General features: G+C 68.7%; 26 protein-coding genes. 9 read left to right on the top strand and 17 right to left on the bottom strand.

The window, feature by feature from the left end:
- Positions 1-9: 9 nt before the first annotated feature.
- Both ACWCPQ_RS21130 and ACWCPQ_RS21125 read right to left on the bottom strand, forming a co-directional pair.
- Positions 10-888 (bottom strand): bile acid:sodium symporter family protein, encoded by an 879-nt coding sequence (locus ACWCPQ_RS21130; RefSeq protein WP_449901356.1) that lies wholly within the window; start codon positions 886-888, stop codon positions 10-12.
- A gap of 222 nt (positions 889-1110) precedes the next feature.
- Positions 1111-1383 carry a hypothetical protein gene (locus ACWCPQ_RS21125; protein ID WP_449901354.1) on the bottom strand — a complete coding sequence of 91 codons (273 nt, stop codon included), beginning with the start codon at positions 1381-1383 and terminating at the stop codon, positions 1111-1113.
- 478 nt (positions 1384-1861) lie between these two features.
- Here ACWCPQ_RS21125 and ACWCPQ_RS21120 point away from each other — a divergent pair, with 478 nt between their 5' ends.
- The gene (locus ACWCPQ_RS21120) at positions 1862-2032 is read left to right on the top strand and encodes a hypothetical protein (RefSeq protein WP_449901352.1); all 171 of its coding nucleotides are present in this window, start codon (positions 1862-1864) and stop codon (positions 2030-2032) included.
- 173 nt (positions 2033-2205) lie between these two features.
- Positions 2206-2634, top strand: a complete 429-nt coding sequence (locus ACWCPQ_RS21115; protein ID WP_449901350.1) for a hypothetical protein — start codon at positions 2206-2208, stop codon at positions 2632-2634.
- Positions 2635-2759: 125 nt separating this feature from the next.
- Here ACWCPQ_RS21115 and ACWCPQ_RS21110 read toward each other — a convergent pair whose 3' ends face one another.
- The 3 genes from ACWCPQ_RS21110 to ACWCPQ_RS21100 all read right to left on the bottom strand — a co-directional run bounded on the left by ACWCPQ_RS21110 (position 2760) and on the right by ACWCPQ_RS21100 (position 6405).
- Complete coding sequence (locus ACWCPQ_RS21110; protein WP_449901348.1) at positions 2760-4025, bottom strand: cytochrome P450; 1266 nt, start codon at positions 4023-4025, stop codon at positions 2760-2762.
- 285 nt (positions 4026-4310) lie between these two features.
- Positions 4311-5474 carry a DegT/DnrJ/EryC1/StrS family aminotransferase gene (locus tag ACWCPQ_RS21105; RefSeq protein WP_449901345.1) on the bottom strand — a complete coding sequence of 388 codons (1164 nt, stop codon included), beginning with the start codon at positions 5472-5474 and terminating at the stop codon, positions 4311-4313.
- 361 nt (positions 5475-5835) lie between these two features.
- Entirely contained in the window at positions 5836-6405 is a 570-nt protein-coding gene (locus tag ACWCPQ_RS21100) for a TetR/AcrR family transcriptional regulator (RefSeq protein ID WP_449901343.1), read from the bottom strand.
- 76 nt (positions 6406-6481) lie between these two features.
- On the opposite strand from ACWCPQ_RS21100, the gene ACWCPQ_RS21095 reads away from it, so the two are divergent.
- The 5 genes from ACWCPQ_RS21095 (at position 6482) to ACWCPQ_RS21075 (ending at position 12574) form a co-directional block, all read left to right on the top strand.
- Positions 6482-6946, top strand: a complete 465-nt coding sequence (locus ACWCPQ_RS21095) for a cupin domain-containing protein (RefSeq protein WP_449901341.1) — start codon at positions 6482-6484, stop codon at positions 6944-6946.
- A gap of 519 nt (positions 6947-7465) precedes the next feature.
- Complete coding sequence (locus ACWCPQ_RS21090) at positions 7466-8281, top strand: class I SAM-dependent methyltransferase (protein WP_449901338.1); 816 nt, start codon at positions 7466-7468, stop codon at positions 8279-8281.
- Positions 8282-8363: 82 nt separating this feature from the next.
- The gene (gene msrA, locus ACWCPQ_RS21085; protein WP_449901335.1) at positions 8364-8876 is read left to right on the top strand and encodes a peptide-methionine (S)-S-oxide reductase MsrA; all 513 of its coding nucleotides are present in this window, start codon (positions 8364-8366) and stop codon (positions 8874-8876) included.
- 243 nt (positions 8877-9119) lie between these two features.
- Positions 9120-10682: a phosphatase PAP2 family protein gene (locus ACWCPQ_RS21080; RefSeq protein ID WP_449901333.1), complete on the top strand. Its 1563-nt coding sequence runs from the start codon at positions 9120-9122 to the stop codon at positions 10680-10682.
- A gap of 170 nt (positions 10683-10852) precedes the next feature.
- Positions 10853-12574, top strand: a complete 1722-nt coding sequence (locus ACWCPQ_RS21075) for a hypothetical protein (RefSeq protein ID WP_449901331.1) — start codon at positions 10853-10855, stop codon at positions 12572-12574.
- Positions 12575-12616: 42 nt separating this feature from the next.
- Here the strand turns inward: ACWCPQ_RS21075 and ACWCPQ_RS21070 are convergent, their stop codons facing one another.
- Both ACWCPQ_RS21070 and ACWCPQ_RS21065 read right to left on the bottom strand, forming a co-directional pair.
- Positions 12617-14248 (bottom strand): MFS transporter, encoded by a 1632-nt coding sequence (locus tag ACWCPQ_RS21070; RefSeq protein ID WP_449901329.1) that lies wholly within the window; start codon positions 14246-14248, stop codon positions 12617-12619.
- A gap of 23 nt (positions 14249-14271) precedes the next feature.
- Positions 14272-14697, bottom strand: coding sequence for a VOC family protein (locus ACWCPQ_RS21065; RefSeq protein WP_449901326.1), 426 nt, complete (start codon positions 14695-14697; stop codon positions 14272-14274).
- A gap of 357 nt (positions 14698-15054) precedes the next feature.
- Here ACWCPQ_RS21065 and ACWCPQ_RS21060 point away from each other — a divergent pair, with 357 nt between their 5' ends.
- Entirely contained in the window at positions 15055-16494 is a 1440-nt protein-coding gene (locus tag ACWCPQ_RS21060) for a glutamate decarboxylase (protein ID WP_449901324.1), read from the top strand.
- 142 nt (positions 16495-16636) lie between these two features.
- Here ACWCPQ_RS21060 and ACWCPQ_RS21055 read toward each other — a convergent pair whose 3' ends face one another.
- The 3 genes from ACWCPQ_RS21055 to ACWCPQ_RS21045 form a co-directional block, all read right to left on the bottom strand.
- Entirely contained in the window at positions 16637-17062 is a 426-nt protein-coding gene (locus ACWCPQ_RS21055; protein ID WP_449901322.1) for a hypothetical protein, read from the bottom strand.
- A 175-nt stretch (positions 17063-17237) separates the two neighbouring features.
- On the bottom strand, positions 17238-18443 hold the full coding sequence (locus tag ACWCPQ_RS21050) for an NADH:flavin oxidoreductase (RefSeq protein WP_449901319.1): 1206 nt from the start codon (positions 18441-18443) through the stop codon (positions 17238-17240).
- Complete coding sequence (locus ACWCPQ_RS21045; protein WP_449901317.1) at positions 18440-19024, bottom strand: TetR/AcrR family transcriptional regulator; 585 nt, start codon at positions 19022-19024, stop codon at positions 18440-18442. The genes ACWCPQ_RS21050 and ACWCPQ_RS21045 overlap by 4 nt, the downstream gene beginning before the upstream one ends.
- A 215-nt stretch (positions 19025-19239) precedes the next feature.
- Between ACWCPQ_RS21045 and ACWCPQ_RS21040 the strand changes: the two genes are divergently transcribed.
- The gene (locus tag ACWCPQ_RS21040) at positions 19240-20094 is read left to right on the top strand and encodes a 3-hydroxyacyl-CoA dehydrogenase (RefSeq protein WP_449901315.1); all 855 of its coding nucleotides are present in this window, start codon (positions 19240-19242) and stop codon (positions 20092-20094) included.
- Positions 20095-20121: 27 nt separating this feature from the next.
- Here the strand turns inward: ACWCPQ_RS21040 and ACWCPQ_RS21035 are convergent, their stop codons facing one another.
- Genes ACWCPQ_RS21035 through ACWCPQ_RS21005 form a run of 7 tightly spaced genes read right to left on the bottom strand, consistent with a single transcriptional unit; the run spans position 20122 to position 26931 of the window.
- Positions 20122-21402: an amidohydrolase family protein gene (locus ACWCPQ_RS21035; RefSeq protein ID WP_449901312.1), complete on the bottom strand. Its 1281-nt coding sequence runs from the start codon at positions 21400-21402 to the stop codon at positions 20122-20124.
- Positions 21371-22438 (bottom strand): acetamidase/formamidase family protein, encoded by a 1068-nt coding sequence (locus tag ACWCPQ_RS21030; RefSeq protein ID WP_449901310.1) that lies wholly within the window; start codon positions 22436-22438, stop codon positions 21371-21373. Before ACWCPQ_RS21030 ends, ACWCPQ_RS21035 begins: the two co-directional genes overlap by 32 nt.
- The gene (locus ACWCPQ_RS21025; RefSeq protein ID WP_449901309.1) at positions 22435-22836 is read right to left on the bottom strand and encodes an allophanate hydrolase-related protein; all 402 of its coding nucleotides are present in this window, start codon (positions 22834-22836) and stop codon (positions 22435-22437) included. The genes ACWCPQ_RS21030 and ACWCPQ_RS21025 overlap by 4 nt, the downstream gene beginning before the upstream one ends.
- A 41-nt stretch (positions 22837-22877) precedes the next feature.
- Positions 22878-23540: a GntR family transcriptional regulator gene (locus tag ACWCPQ_RS21020; RefSeq protein WP_449901306.1), complete on the bottom strand. Its 663-nt coding sequence runs from the start codon at positions 23538-23540 to the stop codon at positions 22878-22880.
- Entirely contained in the window at positions 23537-24442 is a 906-nt protein-coding gene (locus ACWCPQ_RS21015; protein ID WP_449901304.1) for a hypothetical protein, read from the bottom strand. Before ACWCPQ_RS21015 ends, ACWCPQ_RS21020 begins: the two co-directional genes overlap by 4 nt.
- A 31-nt stretch (positions 24443-24473) precedes the next feature.
- Positions 24474-25847, bottom strand: coding sequence for an allantoinase AllB (gene allB, locus ACWCPQ_RS21010; protein WP_449901301.1), 1374 nt, complete (start codon positions 25845-25847; stop codon positions 24474-24476).
- Between the two features lie 28 nt (positions 25848-25875).
- On the bottom strand, positions 25876-26931 hold the full coding sequence (locus ACWCPQ_RS21005; protein WP_449901299.1) for an ABC transporter substrate-binding protein: 1056 nt from the start codon (positions 26929-26931) through the stop codon (positions 25876-25878).
- Between the last annotated feature and the right edge of the window lie 19 nt (positions 26932-26950).

Raw genomic sequence — 26950 nt, 5'->3', positions numbered from 1 at the left:
CCGGGTGGGTCAGGCCGCGACCGGAGCGGATTCGGTGTGCCGGGAACGGGCGAACAGGAAGGTGGCGACGGCGGCGGGGATGTTCATCAGGAACCCGTACACCGCGCCGGGCACCGCCATCGTCTCGTTACCGAGCACCGATACCGCGACGGTGATGGCCAGCGCCGCGTTGTGGACCCCGATCTCCATCCCCGCGGCGATAGCGTCCGCGCGCTCGACGCCGAACGCGCGCGGCACCGCGTAACCGATGGTCAGGCTGCATACGCACAGCAACAGCGCGATCGCCCCCAACTGCCCGATATGGCCGGTGAACGCGTCGAACTCGGAGACCAGCGCCGCGACCACGACGAGCGCCAGCACCACACCGGCGGCTACCTTGACCGCGGTATGCATGCGCAGTGCCCAATCGGCGAACATTCGCCGCACCGTCATCCCGGCCACCACCGGTACCAGTACCAGTGCGAAAACCTGGAGGAATTTGGCGGGTTGCAGGCCGATACCCGCGCCGTCGTCGAGGAACACCGAATACGAGAGACCCACCACCAAGGGCAGGGTGAACACCGCCAGTACCGAGTTGACGGCGGTGAGTGTGATGTTCAGCGCGACATTGCCACCGGCTATATGGCTGAACAGATTCGCCGAGGTCCCGCCGGGCGATGCGGCCAGCAGCATCATGCCCACCGCGAGGGCGCCGTCGAGCCCGAACAACCGCACCAACCCGAAGCAGAGCGCGGGCAGGACGACCAGCTGGCAGACCAGCGCGATCAGCGCCGCCTTGGGGAAGCGCGCCACCCGGGCGAAATCCGCGACGGTGAGTGTCAGTCCCAGACCGAACATGACGATTCCGAGTGCCACGGGCAGGGCGACCGCGAAAAGCGTTGAACTCATGAGCCATCCTTCCGACGGCCGAGTGTCGCCCGCCGCCGCGAGCGTCGTCAAATGGATGGATGCCCACCGTCGGTGGCGCTCGGCTCGGCTGTCCCCGGTTTCCGCGTCGCGTAGTCCGGTGCGAGCGAGATCCGGTGCGAGCGAGAAAGGCCCGGGGCGGGACGCCACCAGTGGTGCCGCAGGGTCCGGGACTGTGCCGCCCCGGACTCCGCGGTCACACGATCAGTTCGCCCGGCAGACGAACATCCACTCGGTGCCGTAGTGTTCGGCGGCGCTGCCCTCCAGGCGTTCCCACTCGTAGTGGCCCGGCTCGCCGCCACCGGCGGTGCAGGGGTCGCCGACCTTCTTGCCGTCGGGCGGTGGGGGCGGACCGGGCTGCTCCGCGCCCGGGAGTCCGGGCAGGTCGGCGCTACCGGAGGGCAGCGCGGCGGCGGAGGCCGCCGGGAAACCGGTGACTGCCAGGGACATTGCCGCGATCACGCAGGCTTTCTTCATACGGCGAAGAGATCCGATCCGGGGTGACCGTCGAGTTCGTCGGTGCCCTCGACGGCCGGATCGGTGTCGGTGGTGTACTCGTGGATCCCCGGCCGGGCGGCGCTCGCGCTGTCGACCTCGGGTGAACTCGTCGCGGCTCCGTGTATCGGACATCGGGCGGTCGCTCCCCGTAGCGGCCGGATTCGATTGCGTGGGACAGTGCGAAATCGACCGCGGCTGCCGGGGAATCCGCCGTGAGCCCCGCGCGAACCGGTTCGCCCACCGGGTCGTGCACCGTCCAGCCGTGAAGGGAGGCGACGGGGGGCCTCGCCGCGTCGATCGACCGGCGCGAGTTCGGACAGGGTCCCCCAGGGGTCTCGCGGTCACAGCATCGGCGGAACAGATGAGGATGTTGTTGCGGGCCTCGCCCATATCCGTGAACGCGACCGCTACGAGGCCGTCGCAGATAGTGCTCCGGTCGGTATCGGGGCGGACGCCGATGACGAGACCGCCCGCCCAGGGCTCCTTCGGCTACGGCCGCCATCACGCGGTACCCCCGCCGCGCAGGACCGCCGCGCCCGCGTCGGTGTACCGGCGTGGCCCGCGGACGGCGATCTGGGTGGTGGATATCTCGCTCCTCGGGCTGATCGCGGTGGTGCCGGGCAGGTGAAAACAAGCCGAACCCAGCCGACCGCTTCGGCATTCCGTCGGTGATACGGGGGTATCGCGTCCGGTGGCGGCGCGGCCGAATCGCCCGTTGCCCAATTGGTAAACATATGCCTATTGTATGCTCATGTTTATCAATAAAGTGTTCTCCGTCCGCACGGTCCTGCGAGCAGTGTCGTGACCGCCGCCCCGCCGTTCTCCGAAGACACCGTGCTCATGCCGTGGAAACCCGGCCCCGCCGCGGATTCGACCGGAGCGGTATTCGTCAGCGTGACGGATTTTCTCGCGACATCGGAGCCCGATGTCCGGCAGATCTACGAGCTCGGCCTCGAGCTGGGGGAGACCTGGCCGGTGCTGGAGGGCGCGGTCGGTGTGTGGCTCTGGGGCCGGCCCGCGCAATTACGGGGCGGTTCGATCTCGGTATGGGACAGTGAGCACGCGATGCGGCGGTTCGTACGCTGGCCGGTCCATGCCCGGATCATGCGGGCCTGGCGCGGGCGGGTGCGTGTCGCCGCCGACTCGTGGCACGCCGACCGCTTCGATATCGAGAGTGTGTGGGCGAGAGCGGGAAAAACCATCGAGCACCCTCACCCCGGCGCCCGATAGTGCCGGGGCGACGCCGGTGTCCGCTGCCCCGGGATGATCGGTGCCGACGGTGGGAACTGCACCGGCAGCGCGGTCGGGGCCGGATGGAACGCCGGGCCGCCGGGTGGGCCCCGGCGGCCGGACCATCAGCGGAATGTGAACGGTGGTGACGGCGGGAACTGCACCGGCAGAGTCGTGAGCGACCGGTGGAACGGGCCCGGCCGCCAAGCGGGCCCCTCCGGCGGCAGGGCGATTTCGAGTTCCGGAATGGCGTCGAGCAATTGGTCGATGGCGTCCTGGGCGACCAGATAGGCCAGCGTCTGTGCCGGGCAGTTGCGTTGTCCGAGTCCCCAGGAGAGATGGGAGCGGTTGCCGTGATGGTCGTCGGCGCGGATGGAGGGGTCGTGGTTGCAGGCGGCGATGCTGATGACGACGGGTTGGTGGGCGGGGAGCCAGACGTCGTCGATGAGGATGGGTTGGCGTGGATAGGTGATGAGGAAGTTGGCCATGGGCGGGTTGTCGAAGAGGACCTCGTCGAGGGCGTCGCGGGTGGAGAGGCTGCCGCCGAGGACATGTCCGCCGAAACGTTCGTCGGTGAGGATGAGCAGCAGCGTGTTGGCGATAAGGTTCTGCTGGAGCTCGATGCCCGCCCCGTAATGGCTGGTCACCTGGTGGATCATCTCCACCTCGTCCAATTCGGCGGAGTGCCGGAGCAGGATCGAGGTGACATCGTTGCCCGGTTCGGTGCGTTTGAGCGCCACCAGTTCGGCCAGCGCCGCGCCGATCATCCGGTTGCCCTCGTCGGCGTCCACACCTTCGAACATGGCGGCCATGCCCGCGGCGACGCGCTCTCCGATCTCGGGCGGGCAGCCGAGCAGGGTATTGCAGACCTGGAAAGCCAGCGGGAAGGCATACTGCACGAGCAGGTCCGCTCGACCGGTCTGGCAGAAGGAACTGATCAGCGGGACGGCGATCTCCTCGACCGCGGCGCGTATGGCGTGCAAGTCGATCTCCGCCAGTGCCGCGACATTGGCCTCCCGGTAGCGCTGCTGGTCGATTCCGGTGCTGCGGGCCGCGATCGGCCGCCATTCCATGATCGGCAGGACCGGGCAGTCGGTGGGCATTTCCTGCTGCCAGGCGCGTGGGTCGGCGGGGAAGTGTTCGTGGTCGTTGAGGATCCGGACGGCGGTCCGGTGTTCGATGACGAGGGTGGCGGGGACGTCGGGAGCCAGGTCGACCGGCACCATGGCGCGGTGTTCGCGGCGCATCTGCCGGAAGACCCGATGGGGGTCCTCGGCGAATTCGGGTGCGTAGAGGGGGATCCGGGGACTGTCGTCGGCGAGGGGTGAGCCGTGTACAGGCCTGGGCGCGGGGTGGACGGCGGGCGGCGTCGTGCTCAAGGGTGACTCCATACTGGTCGCGACATTGCCGACAATTACCGAGCGGTCGGCCCGTCATCTCGGCACGATGTAGCACCCTACTGGATAGGAACGCGAAATATATTGCGGTGCTGTGGCTTACACAGCACACGTGGAGCCCGACGGGCATTCGTACCGCCCTGGAGTCGCGGGAGGGGAACGGGTGGCCGGGGGTCGGCCGCCGGGAGTTTCGCAGAACTCTACGGGTGTGGCCGCAGGCCTGCCGGGCGAACGCCGCTCACCCGCGCGCACCGCACCGGGCGGGCGAACGCGGAAGCTTCAGATGCGCCGGGTATCGCGGGCGCCCGCCGGGATTGTGGTGGCCAGGCGACGGACCTTGTCGAGAGCGTCCAGGAGATGGGCCGTTTCGGTCCACCGGCCGAGAAACGCCTCCTGCGCGATGACGATGCCCGCAGTGCCGGCGACCTGTTCGCTCACCGGGCACCACGCGTCGAGTCCGAGCCGGCGCCGGGGATGGCTGCGCAGGCCGGCCGTCCAGGTCGGGGCTCGATACACCACCTGATGGGGTAGATAGGCCGGAATACCCTCCGCCGCGAGGGCGGTGACGATCAGGTCGGTACACACATTGCCGAATTCGCCGATATCGACGGTCAGCGGGAGTGCCGCGAAGTTCCGGCGGGTGATACGGGAGTCGGGCGGGTGCAGGGTGAGGCCGGCGGTGGTGGCCAGGCCCGCGCGGAACGCGGCGACCTGCCGGGTCTTCGCCGTGATCTGGTCGTCGACGCGGCGCAGCTGGGCGCGCAGGATCGCGGCCTGGAATTCGGTGATCCGGTGATTACCGCCGAATCCCCAGTCCGCTTCCGGCCGACGCCGCCGCCCGCAGTTCGCGAGACCGTACACGCGATCGGCCAGCTCCGGATCAGCGGTGACGACCAGCCCGCCCTCGCCGGCGGTCGGGGCCTTGGACTGCTGGAAGCTGAAACAACCGATCCGGCCCAGTGTTCCGGCGGATCTGCCGTTCCATCGGGCGCCGAAGACATGCCCGCCGTCCTCGACCACGAACAGCTCGTGGCGCTGCGCGATATCGAGCAGCCGGTCCATATCGGCGATATGGGCATAGGTGTGGACGACGAGTATCCCGCGGGTACGTCCGGTGACGGCCGCCTCGACCGCCGCCGGGTCCAGACACCAGGTGCGGGGATCGATATCGGCGAACACCGGCACACCACCGTTGACGACGACCGCACGCGCCGCCGCGGTCCAGGACAGCCCCGGCACGATCACCTCGTCGCCCGGGCTCAGGTCCAGAGCCGCCACCGCGATCTCCAGTGCGGCGGTACCGTTCGCCACCGGTAGTGCGTGTTGTGCGCCGAGATGACCGGCCATGGCGTGGCCGAGCTCGGTCTCCTTCGGCCCGTCGAAGGACCAGCGATCGTTGTCGAGGACCTCGAGCAATTCCCGGCGCTCGGCCTCGTCGTGCACCGGCCATCGGTACGGCGTACTCCGCACCGGCACGCCGCCGTTGAGTGCCAGGCAGTCAGCCGGTCGCACCGCGGACCTCGGGCCCGGAGGTCATCTCGCACCCGTTCCGGGCGTGGTGCCGGAACCTGTGCGTAGGAGGCCGCGACTACAGCGCGGTTTCCGGCCGGTCGCGGTGTCGTGGCTCGGGTCGGTTGCCGACATTCCGTCCCCCTGCATGGTCGTTCCGGCGATCGCGGATCTCGCTGTCCCGGAGCCGCGATCGAGATCTCCGATGATAGGCCCACCGGTGATCGCCTGCTCCGAATCGAATGTGTTGTGCGGGTTTCCGGGTCCGGGGCGGATCGGCTGCCGCCGTGATGTGCTATCGGTACAGGCCGTCGAGCACTATCGCCAGCAGTCTGCGCCAGTCGCCGGCCCCGGTGCGAACAGTCGCCGACAGGGCGCCCACGATCAGGTAGACATCGGCCACCGTGCAATCCGCGCGCAGTGTGCCCGCGGCGCGGTCGAGTTCGACGATCTCGCCGATCACGGCTTCGAGCCGGGTGCGGGCTTCGCCGCGCGGTTCGCTGCCGGTCGAGTGCCGGGCCGATTCGACGGCGGCGGAGAGGCCGCGGTCGGCTGCCAGGATCTCGCCGACCCGGTTCAGGTAGCGGGCGAGCGCGGTGCCGGGTTCCGCGCCGTCGCGGCATTCGCGGCGGGCGAATTCCTCGATTTCGGCGAACCGCTGGCCGGCGGCCGCCTCGACGAGATCGGTGTGGGTGGGGAAATGCCGGTAGACGGTACCGATACCGACGCCGGCCGCGCGCGCGATCTCGGGAAGCTGTACACCGCTGCCGTGCTCGGCGAACAGGGTGCGCGCGGTGGCGAGTATGCGATCCCGGTTGCGGGCCGCGTCGGCGCGCGGGGTGCGTCGGGGGGTTGGTCTTGACAACCGGGAACCTCTCGTGGCTAGCTTAAACGGAATCGGAATCCGCTTCCGATTTTAGCTTGTCGAGAGGTGGGAGTCCATGGCCGAGGATCGTTTTCGTGTGCTGGCGCCCGGGGAGGTGCGGCACGGTCGAGTCCCCTTACCGCCGGCCTTCGCGGTGAAAGCGCTGACCGGTGACACCGAAGGAAGGTTCTCGCTGTTGGAGGTGACTCTCGCCCGGGATATACCCCGGCATACGCACCATGTCGCCGACGAATGCATCTACGTGCTGGACGGGGAACTCGGTGTGGATTTCGCCGACCGGTCGCTCACCGTGACACCGGGCATGTTCGTCCTGCTGCCGCACGGAGTACCGCACGCGCTGCGCGCGGTATCGACACCGCCACCCCGGCTGCTCCAGATCTCGTCACCGGGCGGATGGGAATGCTATCTGGAGGATCTCTTCGAGGCGGGTCCGTCGGTTCTCACCGAGGGAGCGCTGGATCCGGTGAAGATCAATCCGATCGCGGCCCGATACGACATCCGCTACGAGGAATCCGCCTAGTACCGCGCTGCTCTCACCGACTGCCGATTCCGGTGCGGTCCCGGCGCGCCGTGCCGATCCGGGTGCGCGAGGCGGGCCGGCTGCCGGTTCGCGGATTCGGTGCAGAAGGTGCCGCCGCGGGAATGGCGATCCGTAGCGTTACCCGCCCGGGCGATGCGCTCGGCCTACCGGAGGTCCCGCCGCCGATGTAGAGGAGGCGATCGCGGGCGTCTCTCCGGTCGTCCTCCCGGCCGTGCTGTCCTCCGGGCGTGGCCGGGAACGGCTCGGGCCGGTTCGGTGCCCGACGGTGCGCGGACACGGTTCCGACACCCCGGCTGGGTACCTTGCCGGAAGTGTCCGGCGCGCGCGGATCGGGGACGGGGGTTTGCGGCGCGGGCCGGCCGGGGCAGACAATGAGACCGGCTCGGCGACCGGCTGAGCTGGTGGAACGACAACAGAAGGCAGCCGCGAGAGCAGTCATCCGGAGGACGCGACCTGCCGTGAGCGGATCCGAGGTTCGATCGACCCGAGGAGCAGAAGATGACGCAATCCGCGCCCGTTGATCTCAAGGGCAAGCACAGAGCGATGTGGGCATCGGGCGACTACCCGCGGGTGGCCGCCGATGTGATTCCCGAACTCGGCAGCAGACTCGTCGACGCCTGCCGTATCCGGCCCGGACAGCGGGTACTGGATATCGCCGCCGGTGCGGGTAACGCTGCGATTCCGGCCGCGGCGGCGGGCGCGGAGGTGGTGGCCAGTGACCTCACACCCGAATTGTTCGAGGTGGGCCGCCGCAATGCGGCCGCCGCGGGCGTCGATCTCACCTGGGAACAGGCCGACGCCGAGGACTTGCCCTTCGAAACGGGCGCTTTCGACGTCGTCATGTCCTGCGTAGGGGTGATGTTCGCGCCCTTCCACCGGACGGCCGCCGATGAGCTGATCCGCGTCACCACCGGCGGCGGGACGATCGGCCTGATCAACTGGACGCCCGAAGGGTTCGTCGGCCGGATGTTCGCCGTGCTGAAACCCTTCGCCCCCGCCCCGCCGCCCGGGGCGCAACCACCACCGCTGTGGGGGGACGAAGCCCACGTGACGGAACTGCTGGGAGACCGGGTGACGGGTCTGGAACTGCGCCGGGAACGCGCTGTCGTGGACTGCTTCGCGGACGGAGCCGCGTTCCGCGACTTCTTCAAGGCCAATTACGGCCCCACGGTCACGGTGTACCGGGCACTCGCCGGCGAACCGGAGCGGGCCGCCCGGCTGGACCGGGAACTGGCCGAGCTCGGTGCGGCGCACGATCTGGGCGGTGGCCGGATGGAATGGGAATACCTGCTGGTCACGGCGCAGCGCGCCTGAGCCCGGCCGGTGGAGAGCCGGACGGGACTTTCCCGGCCCGGGCGCGGGTTGTAGACAGGGCAGACAACGCGAAGGAGGAAGCGTGACCGAAACGCGCAAGGCGATCCTGGCCGGTGGGTGCTTCTGGGGTATGGAAGAGCTGATCCGCAAACAGCCGGGAGTCGTGTCGACGCGCGTCGGTTATACCGGCGGGCGCAACGACCACCCCACCTACCGCAACCATCCCGGCCACGCGGAGGCGGTCGAGATCGTCTACGACCCCGCGCAGACCGACTACCGGGCGTTGCTGGAGTTCTTCTTCCAGATCCACGATCCGACCACCAAGGACCGGCAGGGCAACGATATCGGTAGCAGCTACCGCTCCGAGATCTTCTATCTCGACGACGAGCAGAAGCGCGAGGCGCTGGCCACCATCGTCGATGTGGAGGATTCGGGACTGTGGCCGGGCAAGGTCGTCACCGAGGTGACACCGGCACCGGAGTTCTGGGAGGCCGAACCGGAGCACCAGGACTATCTGCAGAATTTCCCGAACGGCTACACCTGCCATTTCCCGCGACCGGGCTGGAGGCTGCCGCGTCGGCAGACCAGCTCCTGACCGCCGCCGGGCGCACTCCGCCCGGCGACTGCGCGTGACCGGAGCGGTCGGAGCCGGCGACTCAGGCCGGCGAACGGGGCGGGCCGGATTATGTCCCGGCCCACCCGGCGCCCGGTCCCACCGCCGTACGGATTCGCGGCCTTGCCTCGGGTGAGGATTCGCGGTCCGGCCGCGGTACGGATTCGCGGCCCGGCCGCGGTACGGATTCGCGGCCCGGCCGCGGTGATGAGTAGTGTCGGTCGGGTGAGTAGTCGGTCGCGCCGTAGGTTCCACAAGATCGGACGATTCGATCGCGCCGTCGGCGGCGCCGTAGCGGAATTCCCCGCCTCCCGGATGGACGCCGGGTTGCTGCGCCTCACCGGAAGCGCGGATCACAGTGTGCTGTGGATGGCCGTCGCGGGTCTGCTCGCGGTGCGCCAGGGCGCGACCCGTCGCGCCGCATTGCGCGCAGTGGTCTCCGTGGCCGGTGCCAGCTTCGTCGCCAATGTCGTGCTCAAAACAGTTTTCGCGCGGCGCCGCCCGGCCGCCGAACTGATGCCCGAGTACCGCCGGCTCTCCCCGGCGCCTACCTCCTCGTCGTTCCCGTCGGGCCACAGTGCCAGCGCCGCGGCCTTCGCGACTGCTGTCGCGATGGAGAGCCCGCGTACCGCGCTGGCCGTGGCACCGCTGGCGGCCGCCGTCGCCTACTCCCGGGTCCACACGGGTGTGCACTGGGGGTCCGATGTCCTGGTCGGCGCCGCCGTCGGCTCCGGAATCGCGCTGGCGACCCGGCGGTGGTGGCCGGTACGGGAATCGGATGAGGCACAGGCCCGGCTGGTGCGTGAGGCGCCGGTACTCGCCGAGGGCAAAGGGCTCGTCGTCATCGTGAACCCGGTATCCGGTGACGCGAACTACGACCCGACCGACGATATCGCCGCGGCCCTGCCCGCCGCCGTCGTCCTGCGCACCGAACCCGATGTCGATTGCACCGAATTGCTCGAGCGGGCCATCGCCGGGCAGTCGGAACCCGTCGCGGCCTTGGGGGTGGCCGGTGGTGACGGGACGGTGGCGGCGGTGGCCGCGGTCGCGTTGCGCTTCGAGCTGCCGCTCGTCGTGATCCCGACCGGGACGCTCAATCATTTCGCCCGTGACCTCGGTGTCTACGATCTGCTCGAGGTCGTCGACGCGACCGGCGTCGGCGAAGCGGTCGCGGTGGATATCGCCGGTGTCGAATACGGCGATGCGAACGAGATGCACACCCGGCATCTGATCAACACGTTCAGCCTCGGCTCCTATCCGGATCTGGTCCGGCTGCGCGAGAAATGGCAGTCCAGATGGGGGAAATGGCCTGCGTTCGCGGCCGCGCTCGTGGTGACGCTGCGCCGGGCCGAACCGATCGAGGTCTACCTGGACGACCACTGGCAGCGGGTCTGGTTCCTGTTCGTCGGCAACGGTCCCTACCATCCGCACGGTGCGGTTCCGGCCTTCCGTGACCGTCTCGACTCCGGACTGCTCGACGTTCGCTGGCTGCGTGCCGATCTGCGCTGGTCGCGTACCCGTGCGGTGGTCGCGCTGCTGCTCGCCGCCATCGGGCACAGCCGCGTCTACGGGGAACGGCAACTGCCGGAACTGTTCGTGTACCTGCCCCGGGCCGAAGCGCTCGCGGCCGACGGTGAGGTGTTCGGCAACGCCACCCATCTGCGCTTCACGGTGGCCGGCCAGCTCACGGTGTATCGACGCGACGAATCGAATCCGCTGTGGGTCAACCGCAGCCGGCCGCATCACCGCCGGGCTCCCTGGCTGCCGGACGTATTCCGCTTCCGCTGATCCGGCGTCGGAGTTCGCGGGGCCTTCGCCGGTGATCGGCGCCCGATGCGGAGTGCGCGGACATTACCCGAATCGGCCGCCGGGCCGGTCCGCCGACCTTACGATATGAGCAGGTCGGCGCGCGATCGCGGGCCGGCTCGGAAGTATTGGCCACGGGCCGGGGTCGGATCATGCACCGTCGCGAGCGCAGTCTCATCGTCACCCTGTTCACGGCGGCCGGTCTGTTGGCCGCCGCGTCCCTCTCCGCCGCCGCGCCGGGCCCGCCCACGCGCACCGAGCTCCCGGTGGAGTCCGGTTCCCCGCTGACCGAGGTGGTGGAAACCGTTGTCGGCCTGACCGTTCCGCTACCCGGATCGGCCGGTCCCCATCCGGCCGCCTGCGACCGGCTGTCGTATCTGCGCTGGCGGCACGCCGACGGCCCCGAACGCGCGGCCGACGCGGATTCGATCCTGATCGCCCAGCCCGGTGTGTTCGAAGGCGCGGCGGCCTTCGACACCCTGGCCCGCAACACCGTGGCCGCCGCCGCGCTGGACGGACGCCATATCGAGTTCTGGGCGCTCGACCGTCGGTCCAACTGCCTGGAGGACCATCTCGGGCAGCGGGCGGGTCTGCTGGCGCGCGATCCGCACCGGGCGGTCGACTACTACTTCCGGGGCGCGGCGGTCGACGGGCGCACCTTCGCGGGGTACGTGCCCGACAGCGAGCTGGGCTGGCTGGGCCGGGTCGGTATTGCGCAGACCGTCGAGGATCAGTACCGCCTCCTCGTCGCCGAGTTGCCCGATCCGGCGGTCCGCGCACACAAGGTGCTGTGCGGCGGCCATTCGCTCGGTGGCCTGATCACCGGATATTTCGCCGAATGGGATTTCGGCGGGGTGGCCGGAAAGGACCAGTGCGCGGCGTGGTTCGCGCTCGATTCCGCTGTCGGCACCTCGGTTTCGGCGCTCAGCGGGCTCCCCGAGGAAGTGGTTTCGCTGGGCCGGCTCGGTGCGGATGTGACCCGGGCGGGATTCGAGACCGGTGCCCTGCCCCGCACCTTGTCGCTGCCCGCGGTGATCAACCCCGAGACGATGAACCTCCTGGGTATCGTCGGTCTGGCGGCGGCGATCGCGCCGGATGCGGAATCCGATCTCGCCCGGTACATTCCGCCGAACAGCAACCAGGACGCCACCTATCGGATCCTGTTGTCCCGGGATCTGCTTACGGCTCTGACCGGCACGCCCTCGATCGGCGATTTCCGGATGACCAATGCCGCGGCGCTGGGCGCGTTCCTGGATGCGAACTCCCAACCCGTGACCATCCTGAAGACCGGACTGGGGTTCTTCGGCGGCGGTCCGGTCGTCGACAAGGATTTCCCACCGGATATTTCGGCCCTGGGCGCTGTGCCCGGCTTGCGAGCGCTGGCCGGGATGCTCGGCGGTGACGATCCGATGGCGATCGTGGGTGTACCGCACGGTCCGCTCTACAGCTGGATCGATTACGACGGAATCGGGGCCGCACCCATCCCGCTCGACCGGTACGGCCGTCCCTTCACCACTCCGGAACGGGAAGTCACCGGCATCCACGACCTGGCGCGTGCGCTCGCCGAGCACCCGCTGGATTTCACCGAGTGGTATTTCCCGGCGAAACTCACCGTCGATATCGTCCAGGGCGATACCCCGGAGATCGCCCGCCACCGGGTACACCGCACCGGAACCCGGGACCGTCCGATCCTGAACCTGATCGGTGGCTCCGGCATCGTGGTGGCGAGTGGAGTGGTGAGTCCGGGCGAAACCGTTGTCGCGCCCGGGTACCACCATCTCGATGTGCTCACCGCCGCCGCGCGGCGCAACGGTGGTGCCCCGGAGATCGTGTCCACGAATCTGGCCGCTTTCGCCTCCCGGGTGACGGGCTGAGACCCGATCGCCGACTACCGGCGGGTGTGCCGGGGCAGGGCGTCATTCGTCCTCCGGGCCGGTATCCGGTCCTGTCACGGGATGTTCCGGTAGCCGTCGGGTGCCGAGCAGCGCTGCCACCGCGAGCAGGGCGGTAACCGTGAACGCGGTGTGCAGGGCGTCCAGGCGGGCCGAGCTGTTGACCGCGACAACGGTGTCGGCGGTGGATCCGTCGACACCCGCGTCGGTGAGGGCGGTGCGGAGCTGGGTATCGGACAGGAACGGGACACCCTCGGCCAATTGGGTGCCGGCCTCCTGCTGCACCGAATCCGGCACCGCGGGATTGTTCTCGATCCCGTCGAGCACCGAGGAGGTCAAGGTGGCGATGAGCACCGACCCGATCAACGCGGTGCCGAGCGAGGCGCCGAGATAGGAGGCCGTGTTCTGCAGTCCACCCACTTCGGCGCTGCGGGATTCCGGCACCGCCGAGACCGTCACCGCACCCAACTGCGATGCCAGCGCACCCAGGCCGGCACCCATCAGCAGCATCGGAATCGCGACCACCCGCGCATCGGCGCCGGGATTCATTCCGGCGGCGAGTATCAGTATCCCGGTGATCATCGACAGCAGACCCAGACGGACCACCCGGCGCGGGCTCGCCCGGGGTGCCAGTTTCGGAATACCCACCGCGGTCGCGATCAGCGCGACCGACAGCGGCAGCAACCGCGCACCGGTGCCGAGCGCGCTGAGCTGCAATACCACCGACAGGAACAGCGGTACTGCGAAGAAGACCCCGGCCTGCACGCTGAACTGGGCGAAGAACATCCCCAGCCCGCCGGTGAGCCGGCGATTGTCCAGTAGGCCCGGATCGAAGAGCGGTTCGCGACCCGTGCGCACACACGCCGCCAGCCGCTCGCGGAGCAGATACAGGACCAGCAGCCCGCCCAGGAGCAGCCAGATGACCGGTGAGAGCCCGAACACCGCGGGGGCACCGGGCCGCTCCTGGATCCAGCCCCATTCGCTCGAACGCAGGACCGCGTACACGATCATGGCGAGTCCGCATACCGACAGCACCGCACCCAGTACATCCAGCCGCGCCCGCTCGGGGGAGCTGTCGTTGATCCCGCGCAGGAACAGCAGGATCAGGACCACCACGGCGACCTCACCGAAGAAGACCAGCCGCCATGAGGCATAGGTGGTCACCGCGCCACCCAGCAGCGGACCCACCGCGATCGCGGCGGCAGCGGCCGCAGCGACCAGGCCGTAGGCCGCCGGACGTCGTTGCGCCGGGACGTTGGCAGCTACCAGCGCCACGATCGCCGGCATGATCAATGCCGCGCCGATCCCTTCGAGCAGCGACCAGCCCACCAGCAGAACGCCGAGGTTCGGCGCCAGGCCGGTCACGAACGAGCCCACGCCGTAGACGACCAGCCCGATACCGAAGACGCGCCGCCGGCCGAAGATGGCGCCGATCTTGCCGCCGGTGATCATCAACGACGCCATCACCAGGGTGTAGAAGGTGATGGCGGTCTGGATGCCGGTGATACTGGTCCCGAGGTCCTGCGCCACCGTGGCCATCGAGACGTTCATGACCGAACTGTCCAGGGCCATCAGGAACTGGCCGGCGCACAGTACGCCCAGCACCAGCCCGGACCCGGAGTCCGGCTTCGGTCGCGCGGGTTGCCGGGTGCTCATCGGCGGTGATCCCGGACGGCCCGCTATTCGGCGGAGTTGAAGTCGATCATCCAGGGCACCGAGAACTTGTCGGTGAGCATTCCGAACAGTTCGGTCCATTCGGTGGCGGCGAGGTGCATATCCACCGATCCGCCCGCGCTCAAGGCGCCGAAGACGCGCTCGGCCTCGTCCTTGTCGCTCACTTCCAGGCAGACGGTGAAGTTCGGCCGCTGCGGCACCTCGACGGTCTGCCCGGGCGGGCAGTCCGAGCCCATCAGTATCTGGCCGGTTCCGGCCAGCGGTAGCGCGGTATGCGCGACCAGGCTCTTGGCCTCGTCCGGTAGATTCGCGCCCTCGCCCATATCGCCGAACCGGATCAGCTGGAGTTCACCGCCGAACACCGACTGGTAGAAGGTGAACGCCTCTTCGGCATTACCGTTGAACATGAGATACGTGTTGACGGATTTCACGGGTCTCCTCCTCTGGTGGTGCGCGTGTGCGGATGTCGTGACCAGGGGGAATCAGCACAATCCGGGGACGTCGGGCAGCTGCGCGGCGCCCTACGGACTGATCGGCCGAGCGTATCCCGGGTGTATCCGTGCCGGGGCAGATCCCGCCCAGATACGGATGCCCGAGTGGCCGGACCGAGCGCCCGGCCGGTGTCCGGTGGCGGTGGCGGCCGCGGATCGGCGGCGGAACAGGATCGCCGGGCCGACCCGCCGGATGGTCTTCGTACGCCGGAACAGCCGGGCTGCCGGTGGATACTCGAGGTGTCCAGCCCGGCCCGGGCGACCGCATATCCGGCCCTGATGCTTGTGGAGGTTTCCATGGCATTGACCCATCCGTCCCAGCCCGGTGGCCCCGACCGGGACGAGATCTCGGTGAATCCGGTTTTCACCCGGGAACCGGTCGAGGTGCCCCGTAACCGGTTGCCCGCCCGGGAACTCGACAGTGATACCGCCTATCAGATCGTGCACGACGAACTCCTGCTCGACGGCAATGCCCGGCTCAATCTCGCCACCTTCGTCACCACCTGGATGGAGCCGGCGGCGCAGATCCTGATGAGCGAATGCTTCGACAAGAACATGATCGACAAGGACGAATATCCGCGCACCGCCGAACTGGAGCAGCGGTGTGTGCGCATTCTGGCGGATCTGTGGCACGCGGCCGACCCCGATCATGCCGTCGGCTGCTCGACCACCGGGTCCAGCGAGGCGTGCATGCTGGCCGGGCTGGCGATGAAACGCCGGTGGCAGGTGCGGCGGCGGGCGGCGGGACAGTCGGCCGAGCGCCCCAATCTGGTGATGGGGATCAATGTCCAGGTGTGCTGGGAGAAGTTCGCCGAGTACTGGGACGTCGAACCACGGGTGGTTCCGATGTCGGGGGACCGGTTCCACCTCACGGCCGACGAGGCGGCGGCCCGCTGCGACGAGAACACGATCGGTGTGGTCGCGATCCTCGGTTCCACCTTCGACGGCAGCTACGAACCGGTCGCCGAGATCTGCGCCGCGCTGGACCGGGTGCAGGCCGAGCACGGCTGGGATATCCCGGTGCACGTGGACGGCGCGTCGGGCGCCATGATCGCGCCGTTCTGCGATCCCGAACTGGAATGGGATTTCCGGCAGGACCGGGTCGCCTCGATCAACACCTCGGGCCACAAATACGGGCTGATCTATCCGGGAGTGGGGTGGGTGCTGTGGCGCGATGCCGACGCGCTCCCCGACGATCTGGTGTTCCGGGTGAATTACCTCGGCGGCGAGATGCCGACCTTCGCGCTCAACTTCTCCCGGCCCGGCGCACAGGTGGTGGCCCAGTACTACACGTTTCTGCGGCTCGGCCACCGCGGCTACGCACGGGTACAGGGTTACTGCCGGGAGGTCGCGTCCGCGCTGGCCGACCGGATCGCGAGTATGGGTCCGTTCCGGCTGATCACCGACGGCCGGCAGCTGCCGGTGTTCGCGTTCACCCTCGCCGAGGGCGAGACCGGGTATTCGGTCTTCGATGTCTCGGCGGCACTACGGGAACAGGGCTGGCTGGTCCCCGCCTACACTTTCCCGGCCGACCGGGAGGATCTGGCCGTGCTGCGCGTGGTGGTGCGCAACGGTTTCAGTCACGATCTGGCCGATCTGCTGATCGAGGCATTGGAGCGGGCGCTGCCGAGGTTGCGGGCTCAGCAGGCGCCGCAGCGGGGCCCCGAGGCCGCGTCGTTCTCGCACGGCGCCGATTTCCGGCCGCACCATTCGGGTGTGCGGCGCGCGGAGTCCTGACCGAGCCTCGAGTCCTGACGACGATACGCGCCGTGACAGAGCTGAACCGGCCGTCGAGTCGCCGCGATCGGCCGGTTCAGCGGTCTCGGGCCGGGCCGCCCGAGGTCTATCGGCACCTGTTCGATGTGCCGTTGTTCAGGTATCAGAAGGCGCTGCCGGTACCGGGCAGGAAGATCCGCGGGAAGGGCAGGCCGTATCCGTGGCGCGGGCCGTTGTCCCAGCCGCGGTCCCAGTTGTTGTGCCGGCCGTGGTCCCAGCCGCGGTCGCGGCCGCGATCCCAGCCGCCGTCCCAGCCGCGGTCGTGCCGACCCCGGTTCCAGTCGACCGGGTTGTCGTGGCGGCCGTTCCAGCTGTGGTCGCCCCGGCCGTTCCAGCCCCGATCGCCGTGGCCGTGACCATGCCTTCCGGGCCGGCTCACGTCCTGGACCCGGTCAGTGTCCTCGGTGACCACGGGTGCGCCGTTATCGGCGAGTGCGGGTGCGGCGGTGACGGCCAGCGGGGCCAGGACGATCGCGGCGGTAGCGGCGATCCGGACGGCGAGTCGGCGGGTGCGTGCGGTTCGATGCATGATTCGGTCCTCGGTCGTAGCGCCGCCCGGAGGCGGTTGCGGAAGCATTTGCACTGGGGGAGTGCGGCTTTGATGACCTGAACCGTACCGCTATTTAACGGCGCATTCAACAGGTGTTCGTTAATTGGGGCTGACAAATCTCGTGAGCAGCGGATTCACCGACCCCGGCGGACGCCTATCCGGTGGCGGCGGGGCTGTCCGGGGGTGCGGATTCGACTTGATCGAGCCGCAGAACGCACCGGGTGCGGCTGTAGATGGTCGGCATGCACTCGTTGCAGTGCACACAGGCTGATTCGGTCCGCGCGTCGGATCGGATACGCCGCAACAGATCCGGCTCGCGCAGCAGCGCCCGGCCCATGGCGACGAAATCGAATCCCTCCGTCATCGCCAGATCCATCGACTCCCGATCGGTGATACCACCCAGCAGCACCAGCGGCATGGAAAGCTCCCGCCGGAACTGGCGGGCTCGCTCGAGCAGATAGGCCTTTTCGTATGGGTACTCGCGCAGGAATGCCTTCCCGACGAGCCGGAAACCCCAGCGGGCGGGGCCGGGCAGCGTTTTGGCGAATTCGCGGCGCGGTGCGGCACCGTGGAACAGCAGCATGGGGTTCAACAGCGAACTGCCCGCGGTCAGTTCCAGCGCGTCGAGCGCGCCGTCGGCCTCCAGCCACGCGGCCACCTGTAGCGACTCCGGCAGGCCGAGTCCGCCGCGGACCCCGTCCTCCATATTCAATTTCGCGGTGACCGCGATCCGGTCGCCCACCGCCTCGCGCACTCGCCGGGCGATATCGCGGGCCAGTCGCGCCCGGTTCTCCAGGCTGCCGCCGAACCGGTCCTTGCGGCGGTTCAGCAGTGGGCTCAGGAACGAGCTGACCAGATAGTTGTGCCCGAAATGTATTTCCACTGCGTCGAATCCGGCTTCGATCGCCAGCAGGGCCGCATCGGCGTGGGCGGTGACGAGTTCGTGGATCTCCGCCGGATCCGGCACCTTCATCGGGCTCATCCCCAGCGGGCTGAACATCCGGCTCGGCGCCAGCGCGGGTGCGCGATTGGATGCCGAATTGGCCACCGGCCCCGCATGGCCGATCTGCGCACTGGCCGCCGCGCCCTCGGCATGCACGGCATCGGTGAGCCGGCGCAGGCCGGGGACCGCCTCCGGTCGCATATAGATCTGGTGGCGGTCGGTGCGCCCGCCCGGGGCGACCGCGCAGTAGGCGACTGTCGTCATTCCGACTCCGCCCGCGGCGATCTCCCGATGGAATTCCACGAGATCGTCGGTGACCAGTGCGTCGGGGGTGCGGCCCTCGAAGGTGGCGGCTTTGATCACCCGGTTGCGCAGCGTGAGCGGGCCCAGTGGGGCGGGGGCGAATACGTCGATCACGAGGGTTCTCCTGTCGGTGCGGTGAGGCCGGCCACCACGAAGGTGCGCAGCGTGGCCACGGCTTCCGGGCTCAGCGCCCGCTCCTCGGCGGCGGCGCGGCCGAATCGCATGATGATGAGGTCGAACGCGAGCATCCAGCGGCGCAGGCTCTCCCGTTCGCCGACCTGCGGGAGCAGGTCCGCCCATGAGTCGATCCGGAACCACCGCTGCTGCCACTGGTCCGGGCCCACCTGCCGGTCGATCACGCACTGTGCGAGCAGGCGCAGGTGCAGACGTCCCAGCGGATCGGCGGCCAGACCGGTGAAAGGGGTGAGAACGGCGTCGACGATCTCGGACACGGGGCCCGCGGCGGCGGTGATCGTGGTGAGGCGCTCGGCCCAGAGTGCGCCCAGGCGCTCCTCCAGCAGTGCCGCCACCAGGGCTTCCTTCGATCCGAAGTGGTAATGGACGGCGGCCGGGTTCGCCCCGGCCTCGGTGCAGATGCGGCGCACCGAGACGTCGTCGTAGCGCTCGGTGAGCAGCAGTCGTTCGGCGGCCGTGAGCAGGCGTTCGCGGGTCGCGGCCGAAACTCGCGCGGGCATGCGGCCAGTGAACCACCACCTGGATCGTATTTCAATCATTGATTGAAATACTGTTTGAAATACCAGGTAGAAGCGCTGAGGAGCAGCCGTTATCCGATCGCAAACGCCGTCGCGGGCCACTCGCCCACATCGACGGCCCGGTCCTGCTCTACTGATTGCCGGTAGTCGCTTCCGGTTGTCCGATATGTCCTCGATCGACCGACAAGGAGAAGACGATGGCCCTCGAGATCCGCTCGGTGACAGTGCTGGGCACCGGGGTGCTCGGTTCCCAGATCGCCTACCAGACGGCCTTCCACGGATACCGCGTACAGGCCTACGACATCAGCGACGAAGCGCTGGATACCGCACGCAAACGCTTCGCCGGTCTGGCTGCCACCTATCGCGACGAGGTGATGGGCGCTACCGAGGAGCTCACCGAACAGACCCGGGCGGGGATCGGCCTGACCACCGATCTCGGCGCCGCGGTCGTCGATGCCGATCTGGTGATCGAAGCGGTGCCCGAGGTGCTCGACATCAAACGGCAGACCTACGAGAAGCTGGGCGAGCTGGCACCGGAGCGGACGATCTTCGCGACCAACTCCTCGACGCTGCTGCCCAGTGATATGGCGGATTTCACCGGTCGGCCGGACAAGTTCCTGGCTCTGCATTTCGCCAACCAGGTGTGGAAGTTCAACACCGCCGAGATCATGGGCACCACCCGGACCGATCCGGCGGTGTTCCGCGCGGTCGTCGATTTCGCCGCCGCCATCGGCATGGTCCCGATCGAGGTGCACAAGGAGAAATCGGGGTATGTGCTGAACTCGCTGCTGGTGCCGTTCCTGAACTCGGCCATCGAACTCGCCGCCGGCGACTACGCCGAACCCGACGCGGTCGACAAGACCTGGCGGATCGCCACCGGTGCCCCCATGGGCCCGTTCCAGATCCTCGATATCGTCGGGCTCACCACGCCCTACAACATCCTGAGCAGCGACTCCGAAACCGAAGGGCTGGCCACCTGGTTGAAGGAGAACTACATCGACAAGGGCAAGCTCGGCGTGGCCACCGGTGAGGGGTTCTACAAGTACTCCTGACCGGCCGCCGGGCCGCGGGCTAGGTACTCAGCTCGGGAGACCCGCCGCCGTCGTGCGCTCCGACCGGCCCGCGGCGACCAGTCGGCCGCGGCGCAGCACGTATCGATCCGCAGGGGCGGTGGCGACGGCATCCGCCAGTCCGCTCGCCCGGACAGCCAGGAGATCGGCCAGCGCGCCCGTCTCCGGCCCGGCTGCCGGTAGCGACATCACCGCGCGAGCACTGTCGCTGACCGCCCGATACGCCTCGGCCGGTGTCAGATGCGCGGCGGCGACCAGCAGAACGGCTGTCTCGAGGGCATCGCTGCGGCCCATCGGGTTGTAGGGGTCGCGGACATTGTCGGCGCCGCCGGCCACCCGGACCCCCGCGTCCAGCAGAGCGCGTACGGCCGTGAGACCGCGCGGGGTCGCCACCGGCCGGTCGCGTCCCTGCAGGTACAGATTGGTGATCGGGAGGGTGACCACCCCGATCCCGGCCGCCGCGACCGCTGCGGTCACCCGGGCGACGACCTCAGGTGCCGCGGTGCCCAGACTCACGCAGTGGCTCGCGGTGACCGATATCGAATCCGGCCGGTCACCGACGGCGTGCGCGAGATGCTCGAGGGTGAGCATCGCCGGGTCGAGCCGTTCGTCGGTGTGCATATCCACCCCGACCCCGCGATCGCGCGCGATCGCCAGTAACCGGTGCAGATTCGCGAGGGGCTCCGGGGTCTGGTGCGGATGCCCGCCGACGAGATCGACCCCCATATCCAGTGCGGCGTGCACGGTCTCGTCGTCGGCGGTGAACGGGGCCAGCGCGACGAGCTGGATATCCATGACCTCGGCGAGTTCCGCCCGGACCTGGACCAGCGCGCGGACACCGCGCAGCGGATCGTCGCCGCGCAGCAGATTGACATGGGAGCGAAGGGCGGTGGTCCCGTTGGCGAGTGCGCGCAGCGCGGCCCGGCGGGCCCGGTCGGCGATACCGTCGACCGTCAGTCGCGGGGTGTACGCCTCCCACGCGGCGATGGCCGACCCGAGATCGCCCATCGGAGGCTGTATCTCGTCGTAGGACAGGGCCTTGTCCAGGTGCGCGTGCGGTTCGGCGGGAGCCGTCAGCAGGACGAAACCGTCCAGATCCAGATCTGCCGCACCGATCCGCCCGCTCGTCGCGGGGACCACCTCCACCACTCGGCCGGCCGCGATCCGCACGTCCACCACCCGGCCGTCGGCGAGTCTCGCGTTGTGCAGGACCGGGACCGGACGCCCGTCGGCGCGGCGGAAACCGGACATGCCTCGGTCAGGCGGCGAAATCGCGTTTGCGGATGGCACAGTGCACTCCTTTCACGATGTCGACCACCTGGGTCACCGAGAAGTCGCCGGCGGCGCTGAGATACAGATACGCTTCGCTCGGAGTCATACCGGTGCGGTCGGCGAGGAAGTCGACGGAGATCCGGGCGCACCGGCGCATGGCCTCGTCCAGGCTCTCGTCGAGCCCGAGCAGGATCCAGTGCTCCGCGGTCTCGGCGAACGGCAGGCCGCTGTGCCACGGGCCGGGTGCGGATCTCAGCACCGACAACCGTGCGGTGACCCGCAGCGAGCCTTCCAGCGCGGTGAGCGCGATCTCCCCGTTGCCCTGCGCGAAATGCGGGTCACCGAGATAGAAACCGGCCCCCGCTACCTGCACCGGCAGGTAGAGCGAGGATCCGGCGGCGATCTCCCGGATATCCATGTTCCCGCCGAACGGTCCGGGCGCAATTGTGCTCAACGCGTCGTCCCGGTGCGGGGTCACCCCGCACAACCCCATGAAGGGCCGGAGCGCGATCGAGGCCCGGCCGGTGTCGTACCGGAATTCGGCCCGGCCGGGCCCGTCGAACGCACAGAATCTGCTGAACACCGCGGGTGTGCCGCCGTCGGCGTCGCGCGGTAGCGCGTCGGGCAGCGCACCTCGCCCGTGCCGGCTCGAGATGACGCCGTACGGAACCCGGGGCGTCAAGCCGAGAAAGTCCACGCGCAGCCAGTCGCCCGGTTCGGCACCACGGATGTGTACCGGCCCGAGCACGATATGGGGCCCCTTCGGGTCCGGCGCGCGGTGCAATCCGGATTCGGCCAAGGCGACGGCATCGGGTAGCACCGCGCCCGGTTCGACACCGAACTGCCCGAAATAGCCGACCGGATCGCGACCCTGATCCTCCATCAGGCCCTCCTGCGACACCGTGTCGAAGGTGACCGTGTTCCCGCTGTCGACGACCAGGACAGGCGGGGTCGCCGGGGTCGGCAGCGTGCCCCAGCTGACGGTCTCGGGCGTGCACCAGAGATAGTGATCGGCCGTTCCCGGATCTGTTCCGGCGGTGAGGATATCCATCATGCGTGGTCGGTGAGGATCGCCCGGTGCTCGCGCCAGCCGCCCGGCGCGGTGATCTCGTGCGCCCGATCGCCGGGGCCCGGTGTCCGGCGGCACACCATGCTCAGCGAACCCCGTCCGTCTTCCAGTTCGATCACCGACAGTTCCAGCTCGGCGGGTTCGCGGGGCAGCAGATTCTCGCGCAGATCCATGTAGGAGACGGCATAGATCTCGCCCGGTACCGCCCAGCCACCCGCGGGAACCGGTGCGAGTCCGGGGAACACATCACCGAAGGAGAAGAAGCGGTACCGGGGCGCGGTGCGGACCGGGCCGAGGTACCGCGCGGCGGCGAGGGCGTCGTTGAGCGATCCGCCGCGCATGGCCTGGCCATTGACGAACATGAGGACGCTATCGTCGGACATGATGGAACTCCTTGTGCGGCAGCGCGCGTGCGACCACGCGTCTAGATGAGAGTGGTGTTGCCGGGGCCGCGTAGCGCGTGGACGCGCGCGGCGGTGGTGGCGCGTTCGAGATCGCCGCTGGCGAGATCGTCGAGCAACCTCCGATGCTGGGAGACCGGTTCGTGGCCGGGTTGCTGGACGTAGTCGTCGGTCGGGTAGAGGAACGCCTGACGTTGCAGGAACGACGAGGTGATCGGTGTGAACGCGGCGCGATTCACGGCCATGTGGAATTCGAGATGGGCCATCGAATACTGGGCGCTGCCGACGCCGTACTCGTGCAGTGCGGCGCCCAGCGGTTCGAGCAGAGCGTAGAGCGCCGGCCAGTCGACATCGGCCACCTTGGCGGTGAGCATCTTGGCCGCGACCTGATCGAACGCGACCCGCAGTTCGTGCAGTTCCGCGCGGGCGGCCGCGTCGAATTCCACCACGACCAGCTGTCCGCGCCGGACCCGCTCGACCAGTCCCTCGCTGGTGAGCCGCTGGAGCGCCTCGCGGATCGGGGTCCGGCTCACGCCGAGTTCCTCGGCGATCTGCTCCTCGGTCAACCGGATCCCACCCGCGTACTCGCCGGTGGTGATCTGCTGGCGCAGGAACCGGTACACCCGTTCCCGGACGCTCAGTTGCTCGTCGGCGGGTACGAGTCCCGCGCTACCGGCCGCGGTCACCGCGCGCTCGCGTCGAGCAGGGCGGCGCGGCACGCGTTGGTGACGCGCTGCATGAACGTTCCCGACATCACGTTCATCCCGGCCCGCAGTGCGGTGATCTGCAGGGTGGAGACCCGGTTGTTCAGATCGAAGTAGCAGTTGCCCGGCCGGGTGAGCTCGGCGAAATCGAAGGCGAACGGCCTACCCTCTGAATCCTCGGTTTCCCCCCAGGTCGTGGTGTTGACGACCAGCGCCGGGGACCGTTCGGCGCACAGTGCCTTCAGCTCGGATGGTGCCACGGCCTCGGCGCCGAACCGGTCCGCCCAGGCGGCGAGCGCGTCCGCGTTCCGGGCGCTGCCGAGTAGCCGGGCACCGGGCCAGGCGCGCCGGCAGCCGAGCGCCACGGAATTGGACGATCCACCTGCGCCCAGAATCAGGATCTCGGCGGGTGCCCGGCCGCCCAGTACGGTTTCCATCGCCGCCTGCGCGGCCCAACTGTTGGTGTTGACCCCGATCGGGCCGCCGGCGCCGCGTACCACGGTGTCGACCACCGCCGTCCGCTCCGCGGATCCGGTGCGGGTCGTGAGCTGCTTCGCGATCTCCTGCTTCCACGGGCTGAGCACCAGCGCGAGGTCCCAGGAACGGTCGGCGAGCAGGGCCGCCGGGTCGGGATGGTGCACGGTATCGGCCAGTTCCACGTCCCGGGCGGCGAGCGCGTCGAGCAGCAGCGCACCCCGGAGCGCCCCGGCGGCGGTGGTGCCGATACCGGCGATCACCGCCAGCGAACCGCCACAGGTTCCAGTGGATGTACTCGCTGCGGTCCCGTCCCGGCGCACCTCGTCGAGGCAGTGCCGCACCGCGTTGCGCAGTGTGGCCGTGCCGTCGCCGCCGGCGTCGAGCAGAGATATCTGTGCGTCGGTCACGACTTCTCCCTTGTGCTGATGATGCCGCCGATCACACTGCGGCGGTGCGGGGTTCGCGTACCGGGCGCACCTGGCGACCGGACGGTTCTCCGATGATTTCACCCTTCTCGAACACGAGCCGGCCGCGCAGATAGGTCGCCAGGACCGATCCGGTGAGCGGCCGGCCGTGGTAGGGCGTCACCGGGTGCTTCGAATGCAGGGTGGCGGAATCGAGAGTTGTCTCGGTGGTGGGATCGACGAGGACGAAATCCGCGTCGAAGCCCGGGGCGATCTGCCCCTTACCCGGAATCGACCAGCGCTGCGCCGGCCGGTACGCGCACAGGCGCACGATGTCCTCCACCGTCAGTTCGCCCCGGGCGGCGGCGGTGAGCAGCAGCGGCAGCATGGTCTCGACTCCGATGAAACCGCCGTAGGCCTGCCAGACATCGGCTTCCGCCTGTTCGGCGGCGGTGTGCGGGGCATGGTCGGTGGCGATGATGTCCACATCGCCCCTGACTATCCCGGCCCACAACGCGGCCACATCGGCGGCGGGCCGGATCGGCGGGTTGAGTTTCACCAGATTGCCGTGGGTGTCGTAGGCGGTCTCGTCCAGGAACAGATGCGCGACCAGGGTTTCGACGGTGACCCGGTGGCCCTGGGCCCGCAGATCCATCACCCGCTGCAGACCCACCGCCGTGGACAGGTGATGGATATGCAGTTTCGTACCGGCCTCGGTGGCCATGGTGATGATCCGGGTGACCGCCTCCACCTCGACGAACGCGGGACGCCCTTCCAGGTGAGCGCGGGGGTCCTTGCGTCCGGAGGCCTGTAACCGGTCGCCGAACATCCGCAGCAGATGGTCGTTCTCGGCATGGACGCCGACCACCAGATCCGCTGCCGCGGCCGCTTCCAGCCCGCGGAAGATGGCGGCGTCGTTCGGGCACCGGTTGTCGCCGGTGGTCTGGCCCATGAAGAGTTTGAACCCCATAGCGCCGAGCTCGGCCATTCCGGCGATCTCGCCGTCGTTGTCGTGGTCGATCATGCCGTAGAGGCCGAAATCGACATACGCCTTGTTCCGCACCAGCTCGAGCTTCTGCCGGTACCGTTCGGCGGTGGCGACCGGCGGTTTCGTATTCGGCATATCGACGACGGTGGTCACCCCGCCCGCAGCCGCGGCCCGGGTACCGCTGGCGAAGTCCTCCTTCTCGGTCATTCCGGGTTCGCGCAGATGGACGTGCATATCCACCAGGCCCGGCAGCACCAGCAGGCCGCCGGCGTCGACCGTGGGTACACCGTCGGCGGCGAGACCCTCGCCCACGGCGAGGATCCGGCCGTCCCGGACCGCGATATCGTGGCGCCGGCGTCCGTCGTGCGAGACGACAGTGGCACCGGTGACCACGAAATCCGGGATGGGGGGAGTGGGCATGAGGAGGCCTTTCGGAAGCTGGTAGGGGTCAGGCGAGGGCGAGGTCGGGGTTTTCTGCGAACACCTCGCGGATCGGGCCCAGATCGAACAGCTGGTTCACGCCGAGCTTCAGCCCACCTGCCGAGATGGCCGCGATATTCGCCTCGGCGGCCTCGTCGGAGATGGCGATGATCTGCTGGTGCGGATCTCCGTTGCGGATGAGATCGTTGCCCGCGAGACAGCAGTCGAGGGTGCTGGCACGGTTGAGTTCCAGGGTGCGCCCGTAGTCGTCGACGGTGATGTCGGTGGCGAGCCGGGGGTCGGCGAGCACGTCCTTCCAGCCGCGGATCTCCGCCTTCAGGAATGCCTTCACCTTCTCGCGATTGTTGTCGAGATTGTCCTGGGTGGTGATGTAGGTCTGTCCGACCAGCGGAAACCCCATATCGGCCAGCAGGGTCGCGCGGATATCGAAACCCTTGTGCCGCAGATCCACGACCTGGCTGTTGATGAACCCCAGGTAGCCGTCGATCTCGCCGGCCGTCATACCGATCGGATCGCCCTGGACGGGCACGGTGGTGATCCGGGACTCGTCGAGTTTCAGCGCGGCGAGGAAATTGCGCCACACGGGTTCGCTCGACGAGGCGCAACCGATGGTCTTGCCGTAGAGGTCCTGCGGTCCGGTGATCGGTTTCGAACCCATCGACATGATGCACCCCGCGTACCGCTGGTACACCGCGCCGATGATCTTCAGCGGCGCGCCCTTCGCGACAGCCGAACCGGTGATGGGAACCTGGGAGACACCGGCGAAAGTGCGGGTGAGTACGTCGGATTCGATGGGCGGCGCGGTGGGACCGCCCGACACCAGATCGGATCCGGTGAATCCGGCCTCGGTGTAGTAGCCGTTGCGGTCGGCGAGATAACTCCCCGCGAACTGCGTGTTCTTGATCCAGGCCAGCCGCTGGGAAGCGACGCCGAATCCGTCGCCGGATCCGGTACTCGCCGCACCGGAGACGCAGGCGGTGAGCGCGGCCGAACCGGCCAGCGCGATACCGCCGACCGCCAGGCTGCGGGTCAGGAACTTGCGGCGGTCCAATGGTGCGGGCATGGGGATACTCCGATCGATG

The organism is Nocardia sp. NPDC001965, assembly GCF_053594175.1.
Note: the sequence above shows the minus strand (reverse complement) of the source record. Positions and strands in the feature narration are given on the sequence as shown.